This is a genomic window from Herbaspirillum hiltneri N3 (assembly GCF_001267925.1).
GTDB lineage: Bacteria > Pseudomonadota > Gammaproteobacteria > Burkholderiales > Burkholderiaceae_D > Herbaspirillum > Herbaspirillum hiltneri.
On the sequence record NZ_CP011409.1, the window covers coordinates 2,382,537 to 2,408,915 of the forward strand.

At 60.3% G+C, this 26,379-nt stretch carries 25 protein-coding genes; 22 read left to right on the forward strand and 3 right to left on the reverse strand.

The annotated features are described in order from the left end of the window. Positions 1-2 precede the first annotated feature (2 nt). The 6 genes from F506_RS10860 (at position 3) to rlmD (ending at position 6,282) form a co-directional block, all read left to right on the forward strand. A complete protein-coding gene (locus F506_RS10860; protein ID WP_053197378.1) occupies positions 3-953 on the forward strand; it encodes a flagellar brake protein in 951 nt (316 codons plus the stop codon). A gap of 112 nt (positions 954-1,065) precedes the next feature. After that, complete coding sequence (gene surE, locus F506_RS10865; RefSeq protein ID WP_053197379.1) at positions 1,066-1,803, forward strand: 5'/3'-nucleotidase SurE; 738 nt, start codon at positions 1,066-1,068, stop codon at positions 1,801-1,803. Then, positions 1,800-2,705: a protein-L-isoaspartate(D-aspartate) O-methyltransferase gene (locus F506_RS10870; protein WP_053197381.1), complete on the forward strand. Its 906-nt coding sequence runs from the start codon at positions 1,800-1,802 to the stop codon at positions 2,703-2,705. The genes surE and F506_RS10870 overlap by 4 nt, the downstream gene beginning before the upstream one ends. A 123-nt stretch (positions 2,706-2,828) precedes the next feature. Continuing rightward, positions 2,829-3,821: a peptidoglycan DD-metalloendopeptidase family protein gene (locus F506_RS10875; protein ID WP_053197383.1), complete on the forward strand. Its 993-nt coding sequence runs from the start codon at positions 2,829-2,831 to the stop codon at positions 3,819-3,821. A 3-nt stretch (positions 3,822-3,824) separates the two neighbouring features. Then, the gene (gene rpoS, locus F506_RS10880) at positions 3,825-4,844 is read left to right on the forward strand and encodes an RNA polymerase sigma factor RpoS (RefSeq protein ID WP_053197386.1); all 1,020 of its coding nucleotides are present in this window, start codon (positions 3,825-3,827) and stop codon (positions 4,842-4,844) included. A gap of 79 nt (positions 4,845-4,923) precedes the next feature. Next, on the forward strand, positions 4,924-6,282 hold the full coding sequence (gene rlmD / locus F506_RS10885; protein ID WP_053197387.1) for a 23S rRNA (uracil(1939)-C(5))-methyltransferase RlmD: 1,359 nt from the start codon (positions 4,924-4,926) through the stop codon (positions 6,280-6,282). 71 nt (positions 6,283-6,353) lie between these two features. Here rlmD and F506_RS10890 read toward each other — a convergent pair whose 3' ends face one another. Beyond that, positions 6,354-7,046: a Bax inhibitor-1/YccA family protein gene (locus tag F506_RS10890; RefSeq protein WP_053197389.1), complete on the reverse strand. Its 693-nt coding sequence runs from the start codon at positions 7,044-7,046 to the stop codon at positions 6,354-6,356. A gap of 225 nt (positions 7,047-7,271) precedes the next feature. On the opposite strand from F506_RS10890, the gene ndk reads away from it, so the two are divergent. The 16 genes from ndk to F506_RS10970 all read left to right on the forward strand — a co-directional run bounded on the left by ndk (position 7,272) and on the right by F506_RS10970 (position 23,912). Continuing rightward, positions 7,272-7,697, forward strand: a complete 426-nt coding sequence (gene ndk, locus F506_RS10895; protein ID WP_053197391.1) for a nucleoside-diphosphate kinase — start codon at positions 7,272-7,274, stop codon at positions 7,695-7,697. A gap of 67 nt (positions 7,698-7,764) precedes the next feature. Beyond that, the gene (gene rlmN, locus F506_RS10900; protein WP_053197393.1) at positions 7,765-8,946 is read left to right on the forward strand and encodes a 23S rRNA (adenine(2503)-C(2))-methyltransferase RlmN; all 1,182 of its coding nucleotides are present in this window, start codon (positions 7,765-7,767) and stop codon (positions 8,944-8,946) included. After that, positions 8,943-9,761 carry a type IV pilus biogenesis/stability protein PilW gene (pilW, locus tag F506_RS10905; protein ID WP_053197394.1) on the forward strand — a complete coding sequence of 273 codons (819 nt, stop codon included), beginning with the start codon at positions 8,943-8,945 and terminating at the stop codon, positions 9,759-9,761. The genes rlmN and pilW overlap by 4 nt, the downstream gene beginning before the upstream one ends. An 82-nt stretch (positions 9,762-9,843) precedes the next feature. Then, on the forward strand, positions 9,844-10,812 hold the full coding sequence (locus F506_RS10910; protein WP_235471481.1) for a RodZ domain-containing protein: 969 nt from the start codon (positions 9,844-9,846) through the stop codon (positions 10,810-10,812). Positions 10,813-10,830: 18 nt separating this feature from the next. After that, on the forward strand, positions 10,831-12,099 hold the full coding sequence (gene ispG, locus F506_RS10915; protein WP_053197397.1) for a flavodoxin-dependent (E)-4-hydroxy-3-methylbut-2-enyl-diphosphate synthase: 1,269 nt from the start codon (positions 10,831-10,833) through the stop codon (positions 12,097-12,099). Positions 12,100-12,173: 74 nt separating this feature from the next. Then, complete coding sequence (gene hisS / locus F506_RS10920; RefSeq protein WP_053197399.1) at positions 12,174-13,520, forward strand: histidine--tRNA ligase; 1,347 nt, start codon at positions 12,174-12,176, stop codon at positions 13,518-13,520. A gap of 27 nt (positions 13,521-13,547) precedes the next feature. Further along, positions 13,548-14,198: a YfgM family protein gene (locus F506_RS10925; protein ID WP_053197400.1), complete on the forward strand. Its 651-nt coding sequence runs from the start codon at positions 13,548-13,550 to the stop codon at positions 14,196-14,198. Positions 14,199-14,252: 54 nt separating this feature from the next. Next, a complete protein-coding gene (gene bamB, locus F506_RS10930; RefSeq protein ID WP_053197402.1) occupies positions 14,253-15,425 on the forward strand; it encodes an outer membrane protein assembly factor BamB in 1,173 nt (390 codons plus the stop codon). A gap of 6 nt (positions 15,426-15,431) precedes the next feature. Beyond that, positions 15,432-16,772, forward strand: a complete 1,341-nt coding sequence (gene der, locus F506_RS10935) for a ribosome biogenesis GTPase Der (protein ID WP_053197404.1) — start codon at positions 15,432-15,434, stop codon at positions 16,770-16,772. A 119-nt stretch (positions 16,773-16,891) separates the two neighbouring features. After that, the gene (gene hfq, locus F506_RS22675) at positions 16,892-17,131 is read left to right on the forward strand and encodes an RNA chaperone Hfq (protein WP_034297704.1); all 240 of its coding nucleotides are present in this window, start codon (positions 16,892-16,894) and stop codon (positions 17,129-17,131) included. Between the two features lie 39 nt (positions 17,132-17,170). Further along, positions 17,171-18,307, forward strand: coding sequence for a GTPase HflX (hflX, locus tag F506_RS10945; RefSeq protein ID WP_053197409.1), 1,137 nt, complete (start codon positions 17,171-17,173; stop codon positions 18,305-18,307). Between the two features lie 102 nt (positions 18,308-18,409). Further along, a complete protein-coding gene (gene hflK, locus F506_RS10950; protein WP_053197410.1) occupies positions 18,410-19,714 on the forward strand; it encodes an FtsH protease activity modulator HflK in 1,305 nt (434 codons plus the stop codon). Continuing rightward, entirely contained in the window at positions 19,714-20,598 is an 885-nt protein-coding gene (hflC, locus tag F506_RS10955) for a protease modulator HflC (protein ID WP_053197412.1), read from the forward strand. The genes hflK and hflC overlap by 1 nt, the downstream gene beginning before the upstream one ends. Before the next feature lie 273 nt (positions 20,599-20,871). Continuing rightward, on the forward strand, positions 20,872-22,023 hold the full coding sequence (locus F506_RS10960; protein ID WP_053197414.1) for an ATP phosphoribosyltransferase regulatory subunit: 1,152 nt from the start codon (positions 20,872-20,874) through the stop codon (positions 22,021-22,023). A 3-nt stretch (positions 22,024-22,026) separates the two neighbouring features. After that, a complete protein-coding gene (locus F506_RS10965) occupies positions 22,027-23,340 on the forward strand; it encodes an adenylosuccinate synthase (RefSeq protein ID WP_053197416.1) in 1,314 nt (437 codons plus the stop codon). 35 nt (positions 23,341-23,375) lie between these two features. Beyond that, entirely contained in the window at positions 23,376-23,912 is a 537-nt protein-coding gene (locus F506_RS10970) for a phosphoribosyltransferase (protein ID WP_053197418.1), read from the forward strand. Positions 23,913-24,009: 97 nt separating this feature from the next. Here F506_RS10970 and F506_RS10975 read toward each other — a convergent pair whose 3' ends face one another. Together F506_RS10975 and F506_RS10980 are read right to left on the reverse strand one after the other, a co-directional pair. Beyond that, entirely contained in the window at positions 24,010-25,065 is a 1,056-nt protein-coding gene (locus tag F506_RS10975) for an SDR family oxidoreductase (protein WP_053197420.1), read from the reverse strand. Positions 25,066-25,103: 38 nt separating this feature from the next. Beyond that, on the reverse strand, positions 25,104-26,288 hold the full coding sequence (locus tag F506_RS10980; RefSeq protein ID WP_053197422.1) for an MFS transporter: 1,185 nt from the start codon (positions 26,286-26,288) through the stop codon (positions 25,104-25,106). Positions 26,289-26,379: the final 91 nt, after the last annotated feature.

Here is a 26,379-nt window from a genome sequence, read left to right on the forward strand (position 1 = left end):
TCATGGCGGGGCCGCGTTCGCCATCCGCCTCGACTGCATTGGTGCCGGTGCGCGCCAGCGAGCTGCTCATCGGGCGACCATCGCCCCGGCCGATCTATAACGACCAGGGCGATTTGCTGCTGGCGCGCGGCAGCATGATCGACACCCAAGGCCAGTTGGACGGACTGCTCGAACATGGGTTGTTCCGCAATGAAAAATGGGGCGACGAACCGGATACCGATTCGGTGCCTTTGCCGAAGTCGCTCGATGTCCTGCAGAAGCGCCGCCGCGCCAAAGGCCTGCGTCCGCCGGCGCCAAGCCGCGGACAGGAGAGCATCGTCGGCATGGACGAGGTGCGCTGGAAGATCGCCGACGCCGTCACGCTGCAGATCAAGGAGGCCTCCGAGCTGCGTTACAGCATCAGTCTGATCGGTAGCATGGCCGGCAAGAGCGTGCTGGTGTCCGCTCCCATGAAAGACGGCAAGTACATCCACTTGCGCGACGGCCAGGTGGTTGTCGTGCGCGCATTGTCCGGGCGTCGCGCGTATGCTTTTGCAACCACTGTGCTCAAGTATCAAAATCTGCCTTATCCCTATCTGCATCTGGCCTGCCCGCGTGAAGTACGCTGCACCGTGATCCGCCAGGACGCGCGCGTGGACGTCGACCTGGATGCGTTCCTCACCATCGGCACGGCGCCGCCCGGAAAGGTCCGCTTGCTGGATCTCAGCGTTGGCGGCGTATCCGGCGTCGGCAACTTTCCCGGCAGCGGCAAAGACGCCACCGGTCGTTTGCGTTTCATCGTCAATGTTGCCGGCGAAGAGCGCGGTCTGGACCTTGAGGTGGTATTGCGCACGGTCGGGGCCGACGCCGATCCGCACTGCGCCAGATACGGCCTGGAATTCGTCGGCCTGTCGGCGCGCGACCGTGTCATCCTGTCAGCGTTCGTCTATCAGACCGCCAGCGAAACCGGCTGATATCGCCCCGGCAAAAGGCGTTTTTCTGCAAGGCCGGAAATGCCGCCGTTTTTGTGCCGGACCGTCGCATTTCTCCCTGAATCGGGCGGGGCGCTTCAGGTAAAATGGCGGGATGAAAATTCTCATCAGCAACGACGACGGCTACCTTGCTCCAGGCATCATTGCGCTGGCCGACGCCTTGTCCGCCATCGCCGAAATCACCGTGGTCGCTCCCGACAGCAACCGCTCCGGCAGTTCCAATTCGCTGACGCTGGATCGCCCTCTGTGGGTGGAGCGCGCCGGCAATGGTTTTTATTACCTCAACGGCACGCCGTCCGACTGCGTGCACGTGGCGCTGACCGGTTTGCTGCCGGATCGTCCCGACCTGATCGTCTCCGGCATCAATCAAGGCCAGAACATGGGCGACGACACTTTGTATTCCGGCACCGTTGCCGCGGCGACCGAGGGTTTCCTGTTTGGCATCCCGGCCATCGCGTTTTCCCAGCTGCATAAGGGCTGGGAACATCTCGACAGCGCCGCGCGTATTGCCCGCGAAGTGGTCGAGCGCCAGTTCGACGCCATCGCCAAACCGTATCTGCTGAACGTCAACATTCCCAACTTGCCGTATGCCGAACTCAAGTCTTGCGTGGCGACGCGATTGGGCAAGCGCCACATGTCGGAGCCGGTCTATAAGATGCGCGACCCGCATGGCAAGGACATCTACTGGATCGGCCCGCCGGGCGGCGTCAAGGACGCCGGCGAGGGTACCGACTTCCATGCGACCGCCAATGGCCACGTATCGATTACGCCCTTGCAGATCGACCTTACGCACGCCGCTCAGCTGGCTGACCTGAAGAAGGCGCTCGCATGACCGGCAAACCTAGCCGCTTCCCGTTGTCGTTGTCTTCCGTGGTGGAGAAGAAGGGCAAGACTACGCCCGCAACGTCGTCGCGCACGGTGGTGACGCCGCAGACGGCGACGCGCAACGCCGCGCTGGACTCCGGTCGCCTGGCCGCCAAGGCGCAGGCAGTGCGCGCAGCGCAACATCCGGCGCCATCCTCGCCGGCCGGCAAGCCCACACCGCGCGCTACATTACCGACCCCGATCGCCACTTCCAATCGCTCGGCGCCGCTGGTGTCCGAAGCGGTGCGCAAGGCCATGGTGGCGCGCGTGGCCAAGCAGGGCGTCGGCGATCAAAAGGTATTGGCGGCGATGGAGGCAGTGCCGCGCCACATGTTCATGGAGCCGGGTTTGTCGAGCCAGGCCTATGTTGACGCCTCGTTGCCGATCGGACATCACCAGACCATTTCGCAGCCGTACATCGTGGCGCGCATGATCGAGATCATGCGCGACAACAAGAAGGGCGGGGTGCTTGAGCGCGTGCTGGAAATCGGTACCGGCTGCGGCTACCAGGCCGCGGTCCTGTCGCTGGTGGCCAAAGAGGTGTACTCCATCGAGCGCATCAAGCCCTTGCACGAACTGGCCAAGACCAATTTGCGGCCGCTGCGTATCGCCAACATCCGCTTGCATTACGGAGATGGTATGCTAGGCCTGCCGCAGGTGGCGCCGTTCGACGGCATCATCCTGGCGGCGGCCGGACTGGAAGTGCCGCAGGCGCTGCTGGAACAGCTGGCGATCGGCGGGCGCCTGGTGGCGCCGGTCGGGGGGCGTCAGCAGATGTTGCAGCTCATCGAACGTATCGGTAAATTCGAGTGGACCAGCGAAACCCTGGAAGAATGCCATTTCGTGCCGCTGCGTCCGGGCACGGTGTAACAAGAAATAAAACAAGCTATTCAGAATACGGCGGCGAGCGGTTTTTTGCCTCGCCGATCCCGATGAACTTCTCGCGCAGGGCGCGGGTCAACGTTATCGTTGTACAAAATTAATGTAATGAGCATGAAAAATAATCGTCTGGTCTGGTTGGGGATTGTCGTGAGTCTGCTGGCAGGGTGTTCCACTACGCCGCGTACTGCAGCTCCTGTGGTGGAACGTACGACCAGTTCGGCCAAGCCGGCGGCAGATGCCGCCAAAACCGTGGCAGCCGCACCGGCGCGTCCTGAAGGAAAAGGTTATTACACGGTGAAGAAAGGCGATACGCTGTATCGCATCGCACTGGAATCGGGACAGAGCTACCGCGACATCGTGGCGTGGAACAATCTGACCAACCCGAACGACATCAAGGTTGACCAGGTGCTGCGCGTCGCGCCGCCTGATGGCGTTCAAACCGGCGCAGTAGTTGCTCCGGCGGCGGGTGCCTCGGGCATCGAGGTTCGTCCGCTGGGCGCCTCGACTTCCGCCGGTGCGGCTCCCGCAGCGACCGGCGCCAACAAGACAGGTCCGCGCGGCGACAAGCGTGCTTATTCGGACAGCACGCTGGCCGAGCTGGAAAAACCGGACGCAGCGCCTTCTAGCGCGGCAACTGCTCCGGCTGCCGCGCCTGCAGCTACGGCCCAAGCTTCGGCCAAGCCCGACGCTGCGCATCCGGCCGAGAAGCCGGCTGTCGCTGCAGCTGCTGCTGACGATGACGCCGTATCGTGGATGTGGCCGGCCGACGGCAAGGTGGTCGGCACTTTCGACGGCGGCAAGAAGGGCGTCGACATCGCGGGCAAGAGCGGCCAGCCCGTGCTGGCGGCGGGCGCCGGCAAGGTCATGTATGCCGGTGCCGGCATTCGTGGCTATGGCAACCTTGTGATCGTCAAGCACACCAATAATCTCTTGTCCGCTTATGCACACAACAAGACGATACTGGTGAAGGAAGGGCAAGCTGTAACCAAGGGGCAGAAGATTGCCGAGATGGGAAATTCGGATAGCGACAGCGTCAAGTTGCACTTCGAAATTCGCCAGCAGGGCAAGCCTGTCGATCCGTCGAAATACCTGCCGCCACGTTAGCGTATGAGCCCAAGCCCTCGCGATCACCTGCCAGACGATGAGTCCAGATCGGACGATCAGGTCGAGCCGTTGGAAACAGTCGATGATCTGGAAGTCATTGACGAGGGCGAGGCGGCCGAGGGCGAAGAGGAAGTCGTCGTTGCCGTCGAAGGCGTAGAAGAACTCAAGAAGGTGCTGGCAGCCGAGCTGTCCACCGATACCACCCAGCATTACCTGAATCAGATCGGCACCCGACCGTTGCTGACGGCGCCGGAAGAGCTGTATTTCGCCACGCTGGCCAAGCAGGGCGATTTTGCCTCGCGCCAGAAGATGATCGAGCACAACCTGCGCCTGGTCGTGTCGATCGCCAAACACTACATCAACCGCGGCGTCGCCTTGCTCGATCTGATCGAAGAAGGCAATCTCGGCCTCATGCGCGCCATCGACAAGTTCGAGCCCGAGCGCGGCTTTCGTTTCTCGACCTATGCCACCTGGTGGATCCGCCAGAGCATCGAACGCGCCATCATGAACCAGGCGCGCACGGTGCGACTACCGGTGCACATGGTGCGCGAACTGAATCAGATCCTGCGCGCCAAATATCATCTGGAGGCACAGCACCACGACGGCCGCGACGCCACTGCCGAAGATATCGCCCACCTGGTCGATCGCCCGGTCGAGGACGTGCAGGACGTGCTGGCGCTGTCCGAACATGCCGCGTCGCTCGATACGCCGCTCGACAACGATCCGCAGGCCAGTCTGATCGACCTGTTGCCGGGTTCGCTCGACGAGAGTCCCGATTCCAAGGCTGAATACCACGAAGTGTCGATACTGATCCGCGATTGGCTTAGAAATTTGCCGGACAAGCAGCGAATCGTCATCACCCGGCGTTTCGGGCTCGACAACGACGATCCTTCCACGCTGGAACAACTCGCCTCGGAGATGGGCATCACCCGCGAACGCGTGCGCCAGGTGCAGCAAGAGGCACTGATCAAGCTCAAACGCAGCCTGCTGGCCCGCGGCGTGGGCAAGGACGCGCTGTTTTAGCTTCCCTCCGGTCGCGGTATCGCCGACAATAGCGTTTTTGGTCTTTTCGGTCGCGACGCTGGTCGCATCTATTGTTTCTATGCAGCAAAACATCATCAATATCAAAGCCCTCGACATGGACGGGCGCGGCGTCGGCCATCTGGCGAACGAGGATGGCACTCAGGGCAAAGTGATTTTCGTCGAAGGCGCATTGCCCGGCGAACAGGTCAGCTTCCAGTCTTACCGCAGGAAGCCGAAGTGGGAGGCCGCCACCATGACCACCCTGCATCGCGAATCATCCTTGCGCGTCAAGCCGCAATGTGACTACTTCGGTCTCTGCGGCGGCTGCGCCATGCAGCATCTGGAGCCGTCGGCCCAGGTCGCCATGAAGCAGCGCGTGCTCGAAGACAATCTCTGGCATCTCAGCAAGCTCAAAGCGGAAACCATGTTGCGGCCAATTTACGGGCCGACCTGGGGTTACCGCTACCGCGCCCGGATCTCCGTCAAGAACGTGGTCAAGAAGGGCACCGTGCTGGTTGGCTTCCATGAAAAGAAGTCGCCGTTCGTGAGCGACATGAAGACTTGCGAGATCCTGCCGCCGCACGTTTCCGCAATGCTGATGCCGCTGCGTGCCCTGATCGGTTCGCTGAGCATCATCGACCGCCTGCCGCAAATCGAACTTGCCATCGGTGAGGGTGACAACGGCGTGAAAACCACCGTGATGGTCTTGCGCGTGATGGAGCCGCCGAGCGCCGACGACGAAATCAAGCTCAAGGCTTTTGCCGACGAATACAAGGTCGAGTGGTGGCTGCAGCCGAAAGGTCCGGACACGGCGCATCCCTTCTATCCGCCGCAATCGAACCTGCATTACACGCTGCCGGAATTCGGCATCCGCATGCCGTTCAAGCCCACCGATTTCACCCAGGTCAATCACCAGATCAACCGTGTGCTGGTGGCGCGGGCTTTGCGTCTGCTCGATGTGCAGCCGGAAGATCGCGTCGCCGACCTGTTTTGCGGCCTGGGCAATTTCACGTTGCCGATCGCCACGCTGGCCAGGGAAGTCGTCGGCATCGAAGGCAGTACGGCCTTGACGGAGCGTGCTGCCGAGAATGCGAAGGTCAATGCCGTTGCCGGAAAAACGGCGTTCTACTGCCGTAATCTGTTTGAAGCGACGACCGAGGATTTCATCGCGCTGGGGAAATTCGATCGCATGCTGATCGACCCGCCGCGTGAAGGCGCGCTGGAAGTATGCAAGGCGATTGCCGGGTTGGGCGAGCAGCACGCCCACCTGAAGCCCAGGCGCATCGTCTACGTGTCCTGCAACCCGGCCACGCTGGCGCGCGACGCCGGCGAGCTGGTCACTCTCGGCGGCTACCGCCTGACGCTGGCGGGTGTGGTGAACATGTTTCCGCACACGGCGCATGTGGAATCCATGGCGGTGTTCGATTTGCCGGGTTGAGTTGTCTCGGTGACACCATGAAAAAAGCCGACCACTGGTCGGCTTTTTCTTTGAAGCTGTCTGCTGCGCAATCAGTCGCGATTGCCGCCCAGGATGCCCAGGATAGAGAGCAGGTTGACGAACACGTTGTAGACGTCCAGATAGATCGCCAGGGTGGCCGAAATATAGTTGGTTTCGCCGCCGTTGATGACTTGTTGCACGTCATACAGGATGTAAGCCGAGAAAATCGCGATTGCCACCACCGAAATGGTCAGTTGCAGCGCGGGCAGTTGCAGGAAGATATTGGCCAGCGAGGCGACGATGATGACCAGCACGCCGGCGAACAGCCATTTGCTCATGCTCGAGAAATCACGCTTGGATACGGTCGCAACGGTTGCCATGGCGCCGAAAATCAGTGCGGTGCCGCCGAATGCGGTCATGATCAGTTGTGCGCCGTTGGAAAAGCCCAGCGTGTACTCAATCAGGCGCGACAGCATCAGACCCATGAAGAAGGTGAAGCCGAGCAGGACTGCAACGCCCAGGCCGGAATTCTTGGTCTTTTCGATTGCGTAGAAGAAGCCGAACGCCACGGCCATGAACACCACGAAACCGATCATCGGGCTGCCGGCGAAGAGGCTCAGATGCAATTGCACGCCCAGCCACGCGCCGAGCACGGTCGGGATCATGGACAATGCGAGCAGCCAGTAAGTGTTGCGCAGCACGCGATTGCGCGCCAGGGCGCCGGTATTCAGGTTTTCAAGTGTGTTTTGCGAGTAATTGTTCATTCGTCCTCCGGTAGCGTTAAATGCGAACAGAGCATAGCACGACGCTCACTGCATGAGACATCGCTGCCAGAGCGAAGTTCGTCCGCGGATACGAAGGAATTTTGTCAGTTTGTCATGCTTTATAGCGAATTAGACTGATAAATAGCCGTTTCGTGGTAGAATTAAAGGTTGATTGAATTGTTAATTAACGGCTTTAACCCTTTCTTTTTATTGGAGTTTTTACACATGGCAATTGAACGCACCCTGTCGATTATCAAACCGGACGCAGTTGCGAAAAACGTGATCGGTCAGATTTATTCCCGTTTCGAAAACGCCGGCCTGAAAATCATCGCTGCGCGCATGATTCACTTGTCGCGTGCCGAAGCTGAAGGTTTCTACGCGGTTCACCGTGAGCGTCCATTCTTCAAGGATCTGGTCGACTTCATGGTCTCCGGTCCTGTGATCGTGCAAGCCCTGGAAGGCGACAACGCCATCCTGAAGCACCGCGACCTGATGGGCGCAACCGATCCGAAGAAGGCAGAAAAAGGCACAATCCGCGCCGATTTCGCTGATTCGATCGACGCCAACGCAGTGCACGGTTCCGACGCGGCAGAAACAGCGAAAGTTGAAATCGCTTACTTCTTCCCGGCGCTGAATATCTATTCGCGTTAATTTGCAGCAAAGTTACCTTGAAGTTTGGGCGTCCATGCATCAAGGTTAACCAAAAGCGGTACATGTTATGACAACAGCTCTCACCAACCTGCTGGATCTGGATCCCGCGCAACTCGTTGCTTATTGTGGCGAGTTGGGTGAGAAGCCGTTTCGCGCCAAACAATTGCAACGCTGGATTCATCAATACGGCGTTGCCGATTTTGCCGAGATGACCGATCTCGCCAAGTCGCTGCGTGAAAAGCTGTCGACGCGCGCCCATGTGGCAGCGCCGGCCGTCATCAGCGACCATACTTCTACCGACGGCACCCGCAAATGGCTGGTGGATGTCGGCAACGGCAATGCCGTTGAAACCGTATTCATTCCCGAAGAAAATCGCGGCACCCTGTGCATTTCGACCCAGGCAGGCTGTGCGGTCAATTGCCGTTTCTGCTCGACCGGCAAGCAAGGCTTCAACCGCAACCTGAGCGTCGGCGAAATTATCGGCCAGTTGTGGATGGCCGAGTTCGAACTGCGCAAGACCAAGGGCGTCGAAGCAGGCCCCAAAGGCGAACGCCAGATCACCAACGTGGTGATGATGGGCATGGGCGAGCCGCTACTGAATTTCGAACCTACTGTTACCGCCTTGAAGCTGATGCTCGACGATAACGCGTACGGCCTGTCGCGCCGCCGCGTAACGCTGTCGACCAGCGGCGTGGTGCCGATGATGGACAAGCTGTCGCAGGAATGCGCCGTAGCCCTGGCCGTGTCGCTGCATGCGTCCAACGATGCGTTGCGCGACAGCCTGATTCCGTTGAACAAGAAATATCCGCTGCAGGAACTGATGGCGGCGTGCAAGCGCTACCTCGAATTCGCGCCGCGTGATTTCGTGACCTTCGAATATTGCATGCTGGACGGCGTCAACGACAGCGACGCGCATGCGCGCGAACTGGTGGCATTGGTGCAGGGCGGCGGCGACAGCAAGGCTGCAGTGCCATGCAAGTTTAACCTGATTCCGTTCAATCCTTTCCCTGAATCCGGATTGAAGCGTTCCCACAATCCGCGCATCAAGGCGTTTGCCCAGATTCTGATGGATGCCGGGATCGTCACCACCATTCGCAAGACGCGCGGCGATGATATCGACGCTGCCTGCGGCCAGTTGGCGGGCGAGGTCAAGGACCGCACCCGCGTGCAGGAGCGCATGCAGAAGATGACGGAGTACCAGCAAAAATTCGGCAAGGACTTCGGCCGCATCGTGGAGATCTCCGGGTGAGGATACGCTGGCAGAACAGTGTCATTGCCTTGCTGCTGGCACCTGCTTTGCTGCTGACCGGATGCGCTTCCTCCAAAACGGACGATGCCGTCGCCGGCCACAGCGTACCGGTATCGTCGTCCCGAATGAACGTCCAGGCTGACGCTCAGAAGCGCGCCGATATTCGTTTGCAACTGGCGGTCGGTTATTACGAACAGCGCCAGTTTGCCGTCGCGGCGGAAGAAGCCGGACTGGCTTTGCAAGCGGTTCCCGATTTTGCCGAGGCTTATGGCATGCGTGCGCTGGCTTTCATGGAAATGGGCCGCAGCAGGCAAGCCGAGGCGGATTTCCGCCAGGCGCTGAATCTCGCACCCGGCAATCCTGATTTTGCCAACAATTATGGCTGGTTCCTGTGCAATGATAGTCGTGCTACTGAAGCGATACCGTACTTCGAGGCGGCAGTCGCGCAACCGTCTTATCGTTCGCCTGGCAAGGCCCTGGCCAATGCCGGCGCATGCAGCCTGAAGCTGCAGAACGTGACGGCGGCAGAGCGCTATTTTGCGCGGGCGTTCCAGTATGAGCCGGCCAGTCTGGCGACCAATGTGAACTTGACCAGAATTTACTTTGACCGAAATGAATTCGAGCGTGCGCGCTTTCACATCGGTCTGGCGGCGAAAAATGATGTCTTGAATGTCGATGCGCTATGGCTAGCCATCAAGATTGAACGTAAACTAGGCAATCAATCAGCCGAAAATGAACTGGCGGCGCAGTTGCGCCGTCGCTATCCGTCTTCGTCAGAATACGCGGCTTATCAACGTGGAGCATTTGATGAGTGATCAGCAGGGAAATGAAGCGCCAATCTCCGGTTTTGCATCGGGGACAGAAGAGGTAAGGCAAGTAGCATTACCCGGAGCGCTATTGGCTGCGCAACGTCAGGCCAAGGGGTGGTCTGTGGAACATGCCGCGAGTCAGTTGAAATTCGCCACGCGCCAGGTGATTGCGCTGGAAGCGGACAATTATGCCGCGTTGCCGGGGCCGGTCATCGTGCGCGGCTTTGTGCGCGCCTATGCCAAGTTGCTGGGGCTGGACGCCAACGCGCTGGTGGCATTGCTGCCGCAGGACGGTCCTGCACAAACCGGGCCGATCGCGCCGCAGCGCACACTGTCGACGCCGTTTTCGGAGTCGCCGCTGCCGCTGGGCAATCGCAGCAAGGTTTCGCCGGGTCTGGTGGTCGGCGGCGTGCTGGTGGTGTTGCTGGTCGGCGCTGCCGCAGTGATCCATCGCACGGACGCGTTCAGCGACGTGCCGCAACTGGCATGGCTGAAGCAGGGCGCCAAAACGTCCTCCGACGATGTGGCTCCCGCGCCGGCGCAAGCCGACGCCCAGCAGGATTTGCCGCCTGAAGTACAGGACGGCTCGGACAAGAGCAAACTGGAAAAAGTCGAGTCGGCCGTGACGAGCGCTGCCAGTTCGGCCGGCGCCGCGATCACCAATGTTTCCGAAAAGGTCGCCAGCGTAGTGGCGCCGAGCGCGCCGGAGCCGGTTGCTGCAAAGACGCCGGCGGTTGAGCCTGCGCAGCCGAAAGTCGCCGCCGCAGCACCGGTCAACCCGGGTTCGCCCGTGACCGGCAGCCTGAACATCAGCAACAGCAAGGATTTGCTGCGCCTTACCTTCCGCGAGGACTCATGGGTGGAAATCCGTCGCGGCGACAAGTCGACCATGATTTCGCGCTTGCTCAAGGCCGGCACCACCGAGTCGTTCGACATCAATGAGCCGGTCACGCTGGTGGTCGGCAATGCAGCGGGTGTCGATGCCAGCCTGCGTGGTTCCAAGCTGGACCTGGAAACCGGCAGCAGCAGCAACGTGGCTCGTCTGAGCCTGAAATGAATCTGAAATAACGCACGTATGTCATCTTCGTCTTTTCCGATCGCATCCGGCCCGCTGGGCCGCCGTCAAAGCCGCCGCGCCGTCATCCGGTACGGTGAGCGCGAAGTGGTGGTCGGCGGCGGTGCGCCGGTCGTGGTGCAATCCATGACCAATACGGATACCGCCGACGCCATCGGCACGGCGATCCAGGTCAAGGATCTGGCGCGCGCCGGATCGGAAGTGGTGCGCATCACCGTCAACTCGCCGGAAGCCGCAGCAGCGGTGCCGGCGATTCGCGAGCAACTCGATCGCATGGGCGTGGACGTGCCGCTGGTGGGCGACTTCCATTACAACGGCCACACGCTGCTCAATGACTATCCCGATTGCGCCAGGGCGCTGTCGAAGTACCGCATCAACCCGGGCAACGTCGGCAAGGGCGCCAAGCGCGACAGTCAATTCGCCCAGATGATCGAAGCGGCTTGCCGCTATGACAAGCCGGTGCGCATCGGCGTGAACTGGGGCAGCCTGGACCAGGCGCTGCTGGCGCGCATCATGGATGAAAACGCCGGGCGCGCAGAGCCTTGGCCGGCGCAGGCCGTCATGTACGAGGCGCTGGTGACCTCGGCCATTGAAAACGCCCAGCGCGCAGAAGAGCTGGGCCTGGCCGGCGACAAGATCATCCTGTCGTGCAAGGTCTCGGGCGTGCAGGACCTGATCGCCGTGTATCGCGAACTGGCGCGCCGTTGCGACTACCCGCTGCATCTCGGACTGACCGAGGCAGGCATGGGCAGCAAGGGGATCGTCGCCTCGACAGCGGCCTTGTCGGTGTTGCTGCAAGAAGGCATCGGCGACACCATCCGCATTTCGCTGACGCCGGAACCGGGCGGCGACCGCACCCGTGAAGTCATCGTCGGCCAGGAAATCCTGCAAACCATGGGCTTGCGCAAATTCACGCCGATGGTGATCGCCTGTCCCGGTTGCGGCCGTACGACGTCGACCGTCTTCCAGGACCTGGCGGACAAGATCCAGACCTACCTGCGCGAGCAAATGCCGCAGTGGAAAGGCGTGTATCCCGGCGTTGAAAGCATGAACGTCGCCGTCATGGGCTGCATCGTCAACGGCCCCGGCGAATCCAAGCATGCCAATATCGGCATCAGCCTGCCCGGTACCGGCGAATCGCCTGCCGCACCGGTATTCATTGACGGCGAAAAGCGCATGACGCTGCGCGGCGAGCGCATCGCCGAAGAATTCCAAACCATCGTGCTGGATTACGTGCAAACGCATTACGGCAAGCAAACCGCGGCCTGAGTCCTTGTCGGCATGCCGCCTGGACAGGCGGCCGCCGGCTGGCCTGTGACTGAACAAACCTGAAGATCATTAGCATGTCTGAAAACAAGAAAATCGAAAAAATCGTCGGCGTCAAAGGGATGAACGACATCCTGCCGGCCGATGCGCCGCTGTGGGAATTGTTCGAAAACACCGTGCATTCGGTGCTCAAGAGCTACGGCTTCCAGCAAATCCGCACGCCGATCGTCGAGCCGACCGCTTTGTTCTCGCGCGGCCTGGGCGAAGTCACCGATATCGTCGAGAAGGAAATGTATTCCTTCACCGATTCCATGAACGGCGACAACCTGACCTTGCGTCCGGAAAGCACCGCCAGCGTGGTGCGCGCGGCGCTCGAACACAATCTGACCTACGATGGCCCGAAGCGCCTTTGGTACGCGGGTCCGATGTTCCGCCATGAGCGTCCGCAGCGCGGCCGCTATCGCCAGTTCCACCAGGTTGGCGCGGAAGCGCTTGGCTTCACCGGCCCGGACATCGACGCCGAACTGATCATGATGTGCCAACGCCTGTGGGACGACCTCGGCCTGGAAGACATTCGCCTCGAACTGAATTCCATCGGCGACGCCGAGGAGCGCAGCAAGCATCGCGCGGATCTGATTGCCTATTTCGAGCAGCACAAGGAGCTGCTCGACACAGACGCTCAGCGCCGCCTGCATTCGAATCCGCTGCGTATCCTCGACACCAAGAATCCGACCATGCAGGAGATGGTCAACGCCGCGCCCAAGCTGCTCGACTATCTCGGTGAAGAATCGCGTGCGCACTTCGAAGGCGTGCAAAAGATCCTCAATCACAACAACATCCCGTTCACGATCAATCCGCGTCTGGTGCGCGGCATGGATTATTACAACCGGACGGTATTCGAGTGGGTCACCGACCAGCTCGGTTCGCAAGGCACGGTGTGCGGCGGCGGGCGCTACGATCCGCTGATCGAAATGTTCGGCGGCAAGCCGACCCCGGCCTGCGGTTTCGCCATGGGCGTGGAGCGCTTGCTGGAACTGATGAAGGCGAGCGGCGAGCAGTATGCGCCGAACCAATGCGACGTCTATATGGTCCACCAGGGTGACGAAGCGCAACTGCAATCCTTTGTACTGGCGGAAAGATTACGCGGTGCCGGGCTGGATGTTGTGCTACATTGCGCATCGGCGAGCGCGGGCGGCAGCTTCAAGTCGCAGATGAAGAAGGCCGACGCGAGCGGCGCGGCGTTTGCGGTCATCCTCGGCGAAGACGAAGTCAAGAACGCCACTGCGACGGTCAAGACCTTGCGTGCAGCCGAAGGCGAGAGCAACCAGGTCACGATTTCATTCGACGGCGTCACCGACTATGTCGTGGAGCAAATCGTCGGTGATCATGATCACGATCATGACCACGTGCATTACCACCCTTAATTCCTGAACCACTTTTAGACTTTTCTCATGGCATACGATCTCGAAGAACAAGAACAGCTTGCTTCCATCAAGGCTTGGTGGAACAAGTACGGCAATCTTCTGACCTGGGTATTGATCGCCGCGCTGGCCGCCTACGGCGCCTGGAGCGGCTGGAATTTGTATCAGCGCAAGCAGTCGCAGCAGGCCTCGCAACTCTACGAAGAGCAGCAGAAGGCCGCGCAAGCCAAAGATGGCGCCAAAGTGCTGCGCGCAGCGACCGACATGCAAGACAAGTTCAGCGGTACCGCTTACGCGCAGATGAGCGCGCTGGTCGCGGCCAAGACCGCCTTCGAGGCAAACGACACCGAGACCGCGAAGAAGCAATTGCAATGGGTCATCGACCATGGCCGCGACGCCGAATACAAGGCGATCGCATCGATTCGCCTGGCCGGCCTGTTGCTGGACGGCAAGGCCTATGACGATGCGCTCAAGTTGCTGGCCGGCGATTTCCCGGCGCAGTTTGCCGGCGCCGTCGCCGACCGCAAGGGCGATATCCTGGTGGCGCAGGACAAGCGCGATGAAGCGCGTAGCGCGTATCAACTGGCGCTGGACAAGACCGACGAGCGCAATCCGGGCCGCCAGCTGATCCAGCTGAAGCTCGACGCCATCGGTGGCGCACCGGCCAAGGCTGCAGCCTGAGCATCGCCATAACAACACTCCAACATCGTGCAATCCGGTAAGAGGAAAAACCATATGCGTCGTGAGTCACAAGTCGTATCCAGGCGTACAGCGTCCCTGGCGATCAAACTGAGTGCGCTGGCCGCCGTGGCGTTGCTGTCGGGCTGCTCGCTGTTTTCCAGCAAAAAGGAAGTCAACCCGCCTGCCGCGCTGGTCGAGTTCAAGCAAACCTTGCGTACGCAAACCGTCTGGACCGCATCGGTCGGCAAGGCCGGCTCCTTCCGGTTCAGCCCCGTGTTCGCCGGCGGCAGCGTGTTCGCCGCAGGTGCTGACGGCGCTGTAGTGCGCCTGAATGCCGCCACTGGCCAGACCGTGTGGCGCGTCAATGCCGGCTCGTCGCTGACCGCCGGTGTCGGCAGCGACGGCAACGTGGTCGCAGTGGTGGGCGAGAAGGGTGTCGTCCAAGCCTTTGACGGCAACGGCAAGTCGCTGTGGAAAGCCCAGGCGCCCAGTGAAGTCCTGTCGGCTCCGGTCGTAGGTTCTGGTCTGGTGCTGGTGCGCAGCATCGACAATCGCGTCACCGCATTCGACGCAGAAAACGGCACCCGCCGCTGGACCGTTCTGCGTCCTCTGCCGACGCTGACTCTGCGCACTGCACCGGGCATCGTGCTCGATTCGCAAACCGCTTATGTCGCCTTGCCGGGCGGCCGCTTGTCGGCGCTGGCGCTGAACAATGGCGGTCCGCGCTGGGAAGTCGCCGTCGGCGATCCGAAGGGCACCACCGAACTTGAGCGTATCGCTGACGTCTCGGGCGTGCCGGGACTGGGTGTGCGTGATGTCTGCGCGGTCGCCTACCAAGGCCGCATCGGCTGCTTTGATGTCACCAACGGCAATGTGCGCTGGGCCAAGGATTTTTCCAGCGAATCAGGTCTGACGCTAGATGATCGTTTCGTGTTTGCAGCCGATGACAAGGGTGGTGTGACAGAATTCGCCCGCGACACCGGCACTGCGCTGTGGCGCAACAGCAAGCTGGCCTATCGCCGCTTGTCGCCGCCGATTGCAGTTGGCAAAGCGGTCGCAGTAGGCGATTATCAGGGTTATATCCATTTCCTGTCGCGCGACGACGGTGCGTTTGTCGCCCGTACAAGCACTGACGGCAGCCCGATCCAGGTGACGCCGATTGCCGCTGGGCAAGCCGTCGTTTTTCAAACTCAAGCAGGAACAGTCGTCGCCTTGGCGGCAGAATAAAATTTAATGAAGCCGGTTATTGCACTTGTTGGTCGTCCCAATGTCGGTAAGTCGACATTGTTTAATCGGCTCACCCGTTCACGTGATGCGCTGGTCGCAGACTTGCCCGGTCTGACCCGGGATCGTCACTACGGCGAAGGCCGGGTCGGCGAACGCCCCTTTTTGGTGATTGATACCGGCGGTTTCGAGCCGGTGGCCAAAGAAGGCATCATGTTCGAAATGGCCAAACAGACCAAGCAGGCGGTGGTCGAGGCCGACATCGTGATATTCATCGTCGATGGCCGCCAGGGCCTCACGCCGCACGACAAAACCATTACCGATTTCCTGCGCAAGTCGGGCCGTTCGGTCATGCTGGTGGTCAACAAAGCCGAAGGCATGAAATACACCTCCGTCACCGCTGACTTCTATGAGCTGGGCCTGGGCGATCCCTATGTGATTTCCGCTGCGCATGGCGACGGCGTCGCCGATCTGGTGGATGAAGCACTGGATATCGCGCTGGCGCAGCGTCCCGATCTCGGCGAAGAAGTCGACGTCGCGCGCGGCATCAAGATTGCCATTGTCGGTCGTCCCAATGTGGGCAAGTCGACGCTGGTCAATACGCTGCTCGGCGAAGAACGCGTCATCGCTTTCGACATGCCGGGGACGACACGCGATTCGATCGAGATTCCATTCGAACGTGACGGCAAACAATACACGCTGATCGACACTGCCGGCATCCGCCGCCGCGGCAAGGTATTCGAAGCGATCGAAAAATTCTCGGTGGTCAAGACGCTACAGTCGATCTCGGAAACCAACGTGGTCCTGCTGCTGCTCGACGCGCAACAGGACATATCGGAGCAGGATGCGCATATCGCCGGCTTCGTCCTGGAGTCCGGTCGTGCGCTGGTGGTCGGCGTCAACAAGTGGGATGGCCTGCAAAGCGATCGTCGCGACGAGATCAAGATGGATCTTGAGCGCAAGCTCAGTTTCCTGTCGTTCGCCAAGTTCCACTTCATCTCCGCGCTGAAGTCGACCGGCATCGGCCCGCTCATGAAATCGATCGACTCGGCCTATGCCGCAGCGATGTCCAATCTGACCACGCCGAAGCTCACGCGGGCGCTGATCGAAGCGGTCGAGCATCAGCAGCCGCGCCGTAAAGGCTCAATCCGACCCAAATTGCGCTACGCCCACCAGGGCGGCATGAATCCTCCGATCGTGGTGATCCACGGCAACGCCCTTGAAGGCGTGGATGACAGCTATAAACGTTATCTCGAAAAGCATTTTCGTGAAACTTTCTCGTTGGTTGGCACTCCACTCCGTATCGAGTTCCGCTCGAGCAAGAATCCTTTCGCGCGCCCAGATAAATAATCTCGAATCTTGGCGGTCGGTGGGAAATCGTTTACATTCATAACGCATAGATTGGTAAAGCACTTGAAATTCTGTCAGGTGCCTCCAAATCCTAATCACAACAACACAGTGGAGCTGCCATGAGCAACAAAGGGCAATTGTTACAAGACCCATTTCTTAACGCCTTAAGAAAAGAACACGTACCCGTTTCGATCTATCTGGTCAACGGGATCAAGCTGCAAGGCCATGTTGAATCGTTCGATCAATATGTGGTCCTGCTGCGCAACACCGTCACCCAAATGGTATACAAACACGCCATTTCCACTGTCGTACCAGCCCGCGCTGTGAATCTGAGCCTCGATTCGGCAGAAGCGGAATAATGGTTTATCCAGCCGGCGCCACGCCGTGTGCATACTGATATGCGTGCCGCGCTAGTCGGCCTGGATTTCGGCAAAAGCGATTTTGCCGCGAGTCTGGATGAATTGTTCCTGCTGGCCAAGTCCGCTGGCGCAGAGCCTGTCACTACCGTAACAGGCAAACGCGCCAGTCCGGACGCCGCGCTGTTTGTCGGTTCCGGCAAAGCGCAGGAGATTGCGGATGCCGTCGCCGATCTGCAACTCGACATCGTCATCTTCAATCACGCCTTGTCACCCGCGCAACAGCGCAATCTTGAACGGGTGCTGAAAACGCGGGTGCTTGATCGCACCAGTCTGATCCTCGATATTTTCGCCCAGCGCGCCAAGAGCCATGAAGGCAAGGTGCAGGTTGAGCTTGCCCAGTTGCAGCATCTGGCGACGCGCCTCATCCGCGGCTGGACTCACTTGGAACGGCAAAAGGGCGGTATCGGCCTGCGCGGTCCCGGCGAAACCCAGCTCGAAACCGACCGCCGTTTGCTCGGCGATCGTGTCAAGGCCTTACGCGCCCAGCTTGCCAAACTGCATCGCCAGCATGCCACGCAACGACGCGCGCGCGGCCGCAACGACACGTTCTCGGTCTCGCTGGTCGGCTATACCAACGCCGGCAAATCCACGGTGTTCAACGCCATGGCCAAAGCCGGCGTATATGCCGCCAATCAGCTGTTCGCGACACTCGATACGACGTCGCGCAGGGTGTATCTGGGCGAAGTCGGCCATGTTGTCATTTCAGACACGGTCGGCTTCATCCGCGAACTTCCTCACCAATTGGTGGCGGCATTCCGCGCCACGCTTGAAGAGACCATCCACGCCGATCTGCTGCTGCATGTTGTCGATGCGGCAAGCCCCGTGCGCATGGAGCAAATCGAGCAGGTGAACCTGGTTCTCAAGGAGATCGGCGCGGATCATATTCCCCAGATTCTGGTCTGGAACAAGATCGATGCCGCCGAGCTGGAGCCGGCAATCGAGCATGACGAGTATGGTAGAATCCACCGGGTTTTTGTCAGTGCGAAAACTGGTGCCGGCCTGGATTTGTTGCGGCAGGCAATTGCCGACTCACTCAGGTCGTCGGTCGAGGCACGCAGGGGTGCGCGATCGCAGATTCTCGATTCTCAAGATGCGCACGATGCGCATGCACATTAATCTGTTGGCTTGAACCGCCACAGCTGGTCGTCCAGGCGGTTCTCGAAGTTGGCGGGCATTCCCTCTTTTGATTCTTTCAATTACTAAGCCGGATCGCAACGCATGCTTGTTTCTCTATTCAAAAAACTCGGTATAAAGTTTTCGTTGAACGACCCTCAATGGGGGCGCGGTTCACAAGACGACAACAACCGTCAAAATCAGAACAACGGCAACAACGGCAAAAAGCCGGAAGAGGGTCCACCTGACCTCGATCAGCTGTGGCGTGATTTCAATCAGCGCCTGAGCCGGCTGTTCGGCAAGCGTGGCGGCGGCGGTTCGGACAACGGCGACGGTTTCAATCGCGGCGACATCAAGGGCGCCGGTATCGGTGCAGGCGTGATCGCCGTCATCGTCGCGTTCCTGTGGCTGGCCAGCGGTTTCTTCATCGTCCAGGAAGGCCAGACCGCGGTCGTCATGACCTTCGGAAAGTACAGCCACACGACCTTGCCGGGTTTCAACTGGCGCTGGCCGTATCCCGTGCAAAGCCACGAGATCGTCAACGTCTCGCAGGTACGTACGGCAGAAATCGGCTATCGCAGCAATGCCAAGAACAAGCAGTTGAAGGAAGCGCTGATGCTGACTGACGATGAAAACATCATCGACATCCAGTTCGCCGTCCAATACAAGCTCAAGAACGCCGCTGAATGGCTGTTCAACAATCGCGACCAGGACGAGACCGTGCGCCAGGTGGCGGAGACTGCAATCCGTGAAATCGTCGGCCGCAGCAAGATGGACTTCGTGTTGTACGAAGGCCGTGAAAAAGTGGCGCTCGACGTCGGCCAACTGATGCAGCAGATCCTCGATCGCTACAAGTCGGGCGTGCAGATCACCAACGTCACCATGCAAGGCGTGCAACCGCCTGAGCAGGTGCAGGCGGCGTTCGACGACGCCGTCAAGGCAGGGCAGGACCGCGAACGCCAGAAGAATGAAGGCCAGGCTTATGCCAACGATGTGATTCCGAAGGCCAGTGGCGCTGCTTCGCGCCTGCTGGAAGAAGCCGAGGCCTATCGTTCGCGCATCGTCGCCAACGCCGAAGGTGATGCGGCGCGCTTCAAGCAAGTGCTAGAGGAATACCAAAAAGCCCCGGCGGTGACGCGGGACCGCATGTATCTGGAAACCATGCAGCAGATCTTCTCCAACACGACCAAGGTCATGGTGGACGCCAAGAGCGGCAACAACTTGCTGTATCTGCCGCTGGACAAGCTGGTCCAGCAATCTGACAGCGCCGCGGCGGCAGCGAAGCCTGCCGCCGCGCCTGCCGCGACCACGCCAACACTTCCAGGAACAGATCCAGTGTATTCAACAGATGTCCAACGCGATTCCCGCAACCGGGATGCGCGCGATTCCCGCGATCGGGAGGTACGCTAATGAGCCGCCTGATTACCAGCATCATCGTCGCCATCATCGCCATCTGGCTGGTGTCGACCACCATCTTCGTCGTTGAACAGCGCCAGTCGGCCATCGTCTTCGCGCTTGGTGAAGTCAAGCAGGTGGTGACGGAGCCGGGCCTGCATTTCAAGCTGCCGCCGCCGTTCCAGAATGTGATCTACATCGACAAGCGCATCCAGACACTGGACACGCCTGACGCCGACCGTTTCATCACGGCCGAAAAGAAGAACGTCCTGGTGGATTCCTTCGTCAAATGGCGCATTGTCGATCCACGCCTGTATTTCATCAGCTTTGGCGGTGATGAGCGCCGTGCGCAAGATCGCCTGTCGCAAATCGTCAAGGCCGCGCTGAACGAAGAAATCACCAAGCGCACCGTGCGCGAAGTGATCTCGGGCGAGCGCGGCAAGGTGATGGACGCGATCCAGCGCAAAGTCGCCACGGAAGCCAAGCAGATCGGCGCCGAGATCATCGACGTGCGCCTGCGTCGTGTTGATTATGTCGACCAGATCAATAACTCGGTGTATGACCGCATGAAATCCGAACGCGCCCGCGTCGCCAATGAATTGCGTTCCACCGGCGCCGCCGAATCGGAAAAGATTCGCGCCGACGCCGATCGCCAGCGTGTGGTGCTTCTGGCTGAAGCCTATCGCGACGCGGAAAAAATCCGCGGTGCGGGTGATGCCAAGGCTTCCCAGGTGTACGCGCAGGCATTCGGACAGAATCCCGAGTTCTTCAAGTTCTACCGCAGCCTCGAAGCCTACCGCGCCAGCTTCAAGAACCGTCACGACCTGATGGTGGTGGACCCCAACTCCGAGTTCTTTAAATATTTCAAGGGCGTGGGAGGCGCAAGCGCCAAGAAATAAGCCACGCCCCGTTCGTGGTATACAATTACGGGTTGCGCGAACAGGAAAACGGATGCTGCCGGCACGGGGCGTCCTTCTGTTTTTGTTGACCTGAATTGATATCCGCTGTTTCTTTCGTTTCTTTCGAGTATTTGTTTCCCCGGCATTGATGTGATGTGCACCAGGCATACGCTTCTTCGGACGCGTGTGCCTTGCCGCGTGTGGCGGGGTTTGCCTGAATTGGCCCGGGCATGCCGGGGTTCGTTTCAGATATTTTTTTGATTGAATTGTTTTATGCCTAACTGGCTTCTTCCTGAAAACATCGCCGATGTCTTGCCGTCAGAAGCGCGCAAGATTGAAGAGCTGCGTCGCCGCATGCTCGACAATTTCCGTCTGTACGGCTATGAAATGGTCATGCCCCCGCTGCTCGAATACCTGGAGTCGCTGCTGACCGGCGCCGGACAGGACACCGACCTGCGCACCTTCAAGCTGGTCGACCAGCTGTCGGGTCGCACGCTGGGCATTCGCGCCGACATGACCACGCAAGTCGCGCGCATCGATGCGCATTTGCTCAATCGCGATTCCGTCACGCGCCTGTGCTACGCCGGCAGCGTGTTGCACACTCGTCCATCGGGCCTGCATGCCACCCGTGAACCGCTGCAGATCGGCGCCGAAATCTATGGCCACGCCGGCCTTGAAGCCGACGCCGAAATCCAGGAGCTGGCGCTGGCTTCGCTGGCGCTGGCCGGCATCGGCAAGGTGCGGCTGGACCTGTGCCATGTCGGCGTGCTGCGTGCCATCATCGCCAACGACGAGAAGGCGGCGAAACAGGCGGCGCAACTGTTCGGCCTGCTGGAAGCCAAGGACATTCCCGGTCTGCACATCTTGACCAAAGATTATCTGCCGGCCACGCGCGACGCCTTGCTGGCGCTGCCGGGCCTGTACGGCGACATCGAGGTGATCGCGCGTGCGCGCAAGGCCTTGCCGGCGCTGCCGGGCATCGCCCAGGCGCTCGACGAACTGCAGGCGCTGGTGCAGCTGGCCGGCGAAGCCAACATCACGATCGATCTGGCCGACCTGCGCGGTTACCACTATCACAGCGGCGTGATGTTCGCGGCTTATGTGCCTGGCCTGCCCAATGCAGTGGTACGCGGCGGCCGTTACGATCATGTCGGCGAAGCATTCGGACGCGCTCGCCCGGCGACGGGTTTTTCCATGGATTTGCGTGAACTGGCTCGCCTGATGCCGGGAGCGGAAAGAAAGCCCGCAATTCGCGCGCCATGGGGTACCGAGGCAGGTTTGCGTGAGAAAATAGCGGAATTGCGCCGCGCCGGGGAAATCGTGATTCAGAGCCTCCCGGGACACGAGAACGACCAGGACGAATTCGACTGCGACCGTGCAGTGGAACTCAGCAATGGAAATTGGATTATCAAAAATTTGGGTTAAGCCATGTTACAGAAAAGCAATGCAAAGAATGTCGTCGTCATCGGTACGCAGTGGGGCGATGAAGGTAAAGGTAAGATCGTCGATTGGCTGACCGATCACGCCCAGGGCGTGGTGCGTTTCCAGGGCGGTCACAATGCCGGCCACACGCTGGTCATCGGCGGCCAGAAGACCGCGCTGCAGCTGATCCCGTCGGGCATCATGCGTCCTGGTGTGGCTTGCTACATCGGCAACGGCGTGGTCCTGTCCGTGCCTGATCTGCTGCGCGAAATTGACAAGCTGGAAGCCGCTGGCGTCGAAGTCGCATCGCGCCTCAAAGTGTCCGAAGCCTGTCCGCTGATCCTGCCTTATCACGTGGCACTGGACGTGGCGCGTGAAGCCGCGCGCGGCGCCGCCAAGATCGGCACCACCGGCAAGGGCATCGGCCCGGCCTACGAAGACAAGGTTGCCCGCCGCGCCATCCGCGTGGCCGACCTGCTCAACGAAAAGCGCTTTGCCGAAAAGCTGCTGGAAAACCTGGACTACCACAACTTCGTCCTGACCCAATACCTGAAGACCCAGCCGGTCGACTTCCAGAAGACGCTGGACGACGCGCTGGCCAACGTGCCGCGTCTGAAGCCAATGGTCGCCGACGTTTCCAACGACCTGCACATCGCCAATCAGAACGGTGCCAACCTGCTGTTCGAAGGCGCGCAAGGCAGCCTGCTGGACGTTGACCACGGCACTTATCCGTTCGTCACCTCGAGCAACTGCGTGGCCGGCAACGCCGCCGCAGGCGCCGGTGTCGGTCCCGACATGCTGCACTACGTCATGGGTATCACCAAGGCTTACACCACCCGCGTCGGTTCGGGCCCGTTCCCGGCCGAACTGCCGACCGATGCCGGCGTCGGCAAGCATCTGGCTTCCGTCGGCCACGAATTCGGCACCGTGACCGGCCGTGCGCGCCGCTGCGGCTGGTTCGACGCCGCGCTGCTGAAGCGTTCGGTGCAGATCAACGGCGTGTCGGGCATGTGCCTGACCAAGCTGGACGTGCTGGACGGCCTCGAGTCGCTCAAGCTGTGCACCGGTTATACGCTCAACGGCAAGACCGTCGACATCTTCCCGGTCGGCGCTGAAGAAGCCGCCGCCTGCGTGCCGATCTACGAAGAAATGCCGGGCTGGAAAGAATCGACCGTCGGCGTACAATCGCTGGACGGCCTGCCGAAGAACGCTCGCGCTTACATCGAGCGTATCCAGGAACTGGTCGGCGTGCCTATCGACATGATTTCCACCGGTCCGGATCGCGAAGAAACCATCGTCTTGCGCCACCCGTTCAAGTAATCCAATTAAGCAATTCCGTACGACGAGTATCAATAATGAAAATATCCGACGACAAAGACCTGTGGGTCTCCTGGGACGACTACAACCGCAGCATCGAAAAGCTTGCCCTGAAGGTGTTTGAATCGGGCTGGCAATTCGATCAGGTCCTGTGCCTGGCGCGCGGCGGCCTGCGTCCGGGCGATGTATTCTCGCGCATCTTCGACGTGCCGCTGGCGATCCTGTCGACCAGCTCCTATCGTGAAGCCGCGGGCACCATCCGCAGCAGTCTGGACATCGCCAAGTACATCACCATCACCAAGGGCAGCCTGTCGGGCCGCGTCTTGCTGGTGGACGATCTGGTCGATTCCGGCGTGACGCTGCAAAAGGTCCAGCAGCATCTTAAGGAGCACTATCCCGCCGTGACCGAGATCAAGTCGGCGGTGCTGTGGTGGAAGGCCTGCTCGATCGTGGAGCCGGACTATCACCTCGACTACCTGCCGACCAATCCGTGGATTCATCAGCCGTTCGAAGACTATGACGGCCTTGGCCCGCATCAGTTGGCGGCATGGATCAAGAAGGGCGAGACGAAGTAATTCGCCGTTCTGCAGGACCGCTGGTCCGGAACGAAAAAGAGCTTGCGCATTGGCGCAAGCTCTTTTTTTATGGGCGTCCCGAAGCGTGCCGCAGCCCTCAGGGAATCACTTTGCGGCGACGGAAGTCATCAAAGATCGCCATGAACATCGCTTCCGTCTCCACGTAGTCGTGAAAGCCGAAGCGCCGCGCCTTGGAGCCGTCGCCGAACATATCGTAATCCCAGGAGAACACGAAGTCGCTGAACTCCCACGAGGACAATTCTGACAGGTCGTGCCGGGCCAGATCGTGTTTGTCGACGATGCGCCGCCACACCTCGGCCTTGTCCGCCATCACGGTGGTCAGCGACAGGGGCAGCGGCGGCGCCACCTCGAGATCGAAATAGCGCGCGATCTTCGGCCACATTTCGCTCCAGCGGAACAGGTCGCCGTTACCGATGTTGAACGCCTGGTTGCCGCAACGCGGATCGGTTGCCGCCCACACCGTGGCCTTGGCCAGCAGGCCGGCATCGGTCATTTCCACCAGCTTGTCATAAGCGCCCGGCTTGCCCGGAAAGCGCAACGGCAAGTTCAGCTCTTTCGACACCGACGCATACACCGCAATTGCCAGCGCCAGGTTCATCGGATTGCCCAATGCAAAGCCGCCGACCACCGCCGGGCGGATGCCCGACCAGGTCCAGGCCTTGCCTTGCTGGCGCTGTTCGAGATAGGTCTGCTGGTCGAACATGAATTCCGGCGGCATGAAATGCGCATCGGTTTCGCGCGCCGGGGTCTTGAACGGACCGAGATGGCCGCCGTAGACCTTGTAACCCTGCATCAGGCTGACGTGTTGCAGATGATCGGCGACGGGCTCGACGCTTTCCAGCGTGTTGACCAGCATCGCCAGGTTGGGCGCCACCAGCTCGCTCCAGGTCGGACGATGCTGGTAGGCGGCGTAGAAGATATGGGTGACCTGTTTCAGGCCGCCCAGTTTGGCGCGGGCGTCGTCCCGATCGAGCAGGTCGACCGCGATATGCCGTACGTGTGCGTCGGACTCGCCGCCGCGGCGTGACAGGCCGATGACGTTCCAGTCCTCAAGGCCGCGCAGATGATCGATCAGGTTGCGGCCGATGACGCCTTGGGCGCCGACTACCAGCGCTGTTTTGTGCGTGTTCATGGTGGTGGATTCCAGGACAAGAGTGAAGGGGACGCGGCTCAGCAAGCTTCGTTGACGGCTTTCAGTGCAACGGAAGGAGCGATTTTGCGGTCCAGCTTCCAGCTGACCAGCGCCACCACCAGGCCGCCTGCCGTGATCACTGCTGCGACCAGCGACACTGCATGCAGGCCGGGACCGTGGTCGATGGTCACGCCGCCCAGCCATGCGCCCAGGGCGTTGCCCAGATTGAAGGCGGCGATGTTGACGGAGGACGCCAGGTTGGGCGCGCCGGTGGCTTTTTCCAGTACGCGCATTTGCAGCGGTGGCACGGTGGCGAAGGCGGCGGCTCCCAGCAGGCCGACGGTGATCACGGCGGCCAGTTTGTAATGACTGGTGAATGAAAACAGCACCAGCACGCCGGCCAGCAGCACCAGGCTGACCACCAGTGTCGGCATCAGGTACTTGTCGGCGAACTTGCCTCCCAGCAGATTGCCGCCCACCAGGCCGACGCCGAACAGCAACAGGATCGGCGATACGGCGCCGGCTTGGAAGCCGGTGATGTCGGTCAGGATCGGCGCGATGTAGGTGAATGCCGCAAAGACGCCGCCGAAGCCCAGCACCGTCATCAGCAAGCCGAGCAGTACTTGCGGACGGCCCAGCACGCGCAGTTCGCTGCGGAAGTCGGCATCCTGCCGGTCATCCGAACGCGGCACCAGATAAGCGGTCGCCAGCAAGGCCACGACGCCGATAGCGCTGACTGCCCAGAAAGTCGAGCGCCAACCGTAAGCCTGGCCCAGCCATGTGCCGAACGGCACGCCCAGCACGTTGGCCACGGTCAGGCCGGTGAACATCAGGGCGATCGCGGAAGCCTGCTTTTCTTTCGGCACCAGGCCGGTGGCGACCACGGAGCCGACGCCGAAGAAGGCGCCATGCGAGAACGAAGCGACGATGCGCGAAATCATCAGCGTGGCGTAATCCGGTGCGATTGCACAGCCGACGTTGCCGATGACGAACAGCACCATCAGGCTGACCAGCAAAGTCTTGCGCGGCAGTTTGCCGGTGGTGGCGGTGACCAGCGGAGCGCCGACGAACACGCCGAGCGCGTAACCGGTGACCAGCAGGCCGGCCGAGGACAATGTCGTGCCCAGATTGGCGGCGACTTCGGGCAGCAGGCCCATAATCACGAATTCGGTGGTTCCTATCGCAAATGCGCTGATGGCCAGCGCCCATAAAGCAATCGGCATGATTCAACTCCCTGAGGTTTGTTTGACGTATGGCATTGTGAAGCCTATCTTTGTTGAGAAAAATACAGTTAAAATCAAAAAATATTTGAAT

Excerpts from the sequence above, each read along its gene's own strand:
- F506_RS10860 (WP_053197378.1), top strand. The coding sequence starts at position 3 with ATGGCGGGGCCGCGTTCGCCATCCGCCTCGACTGCATTGGTGCCGGTG.
- surE (WP_053197379.1), top strand. The coding sequence starts at position 1,066 with ATGAAAATTCTCATCAGCAACGACGACGGCTACCTTGCTCCAGGCATC.
- F506_RS10870 (WP_053197381.1), top strand. The coding sequence starts at position 1,800 with ATGACCGGCAAACCTAGCCGCTTCCCGTTGTCGTTGTCTTCCGTGGTG.
- F506_RS10875 (WP_053197383.1), top strand. The coding sequence starts at position 2,829 with ATGAAAAATAATCGTCTGGTCTGGTTGGGGATTGTCGTGAGTCTGCTG.
- rpoS (WP_053197386.1), top strand. The coding sequence starts at position 3,825 with ATGAGCCCAAGCCCTCGCGATCACCTGCCAGACGATGAGTCCAGATCG.
- rlmD (WP_053197387.1), top strand. The coding sequence starts at position 4,924 with ATGCAGCAAAACATCATCAATATCAAAGCCCTCGACATGGACGGGCGC.
- F506_RS10890 (WP_053197389.1), bottom strand. The coding sequence starts at position 7,046 with ATGAACAATTACTCGCAAAACACACTTGAAAACCTGAATACCGGCGCC.
- ndk (WP_053197391.1), top strand. The coding sequence starts at position 7,272 with ATGGCAATTGAACGCACCCTGTCGATTATCAAACCGGACGCAGTTGCG.
- rlmN (WP_053197393.1), top strand. The coding sequence starts at position 7,765 with ATGACAACAGCTCTCACCAACCTGCTGGATCTGGATCCCGCGCAACTC.
- ispG (WP_053197397.1), top strand. The coding sequence starts at position 10,831 with ATGTCATCTTCGTCTTTTCCGATCGCATCCGGCCCGCTGGGCCGCCGT.
- hisS (WP_053197399.1), top strand. The coding sequence starts at position 12,174 with ATGTCTGAAAACAAGAAAATCGAAAAAATCGTCGGCGTCAAAGGGATG.
- F506_RS10925 (WP_053197400.1), top strand. The coding sequence starts at position 13,548 with ATGGCATACGATCTCGAAGAACAAGAACAGCTTGCTTCCATCAAGGCT.
- bamB (WP_053197402.1), top strand. The coding sequence starts at position 14,253 with ATGCGTCGTGAGTCACAAGTCGTATCCAGGCGTACAGCGTCCCTGGCG.
- der (WP_053197404.1), top strand. The coding sequence starts at position 15,432 with ATGAAGCCGGTTATTGCACTTGTTGGTCGTCCCAATGTCGGTAAGTCG.
- hfq (WP_034297704.1), top strand. The coding sequence starts at position 16,892 with ATGAGCAACAAAGGGCAATTGTTACAAGACCCATTTCTTAACGCCTTA.
- hflX (WP_053197409.1), top strand. The coding sequence starts at position 17,171 with ATGCGTGCCGCGCTAGTCGGCCTGGATTTCGGCAAAAGCGATTTTGCC.
- hflK (WP_053197410.1), top strand. The coding sequence starts at position 18,410 with ATGCTTGTTTCTCTATTCAAAAAACTCGGTATAAAGTTTTCGTTGAAC.
- hflC (WP_053197412.1), top strand. The coding sequence starts at position 19,714 with ATGAGCCGCCTGATTACCAGCATCATCGTCGCCATCATCGCCATCTGG.
- F506_RS10960 (WP_053197414.1), top strand. The coding sequence starts at position 20,872 with ATGCCTAACTGGCTTCTTCCTGAAAACATCGCCGATGTCTTGCCGTCA.
- F506_RS10965 (WP_053197416.1), top strand. The coding sequence starts at position 22,027 with ATGTTACAGAAAAGCAATGCAAAGAATGTCGTCGTCATCGGTACGCAG.
- F506_RS10970 (WP_053197418.1), top strand. The coding sequence starts at position 23,376 with ATGAAAATATCCGACGACAAAGACCTGTGGGTCTCCTGGGACGACTAC.
- F506_RS10975 (WP_053197420.1), bottom strand. The coding sequence starts at position 25,065 with ATGAACACGCACAAAACAGCGCTGGTAGTCGGCGCCCAAGGCGTCATC.
- F506_RS10980 (WP_053197422.1), bottom strand. The coding sequence starts at position 26,288 with ATGCCGATTGCTTTATGGGCGCTGGCCATCAGCGCATTTGCGATAGGA.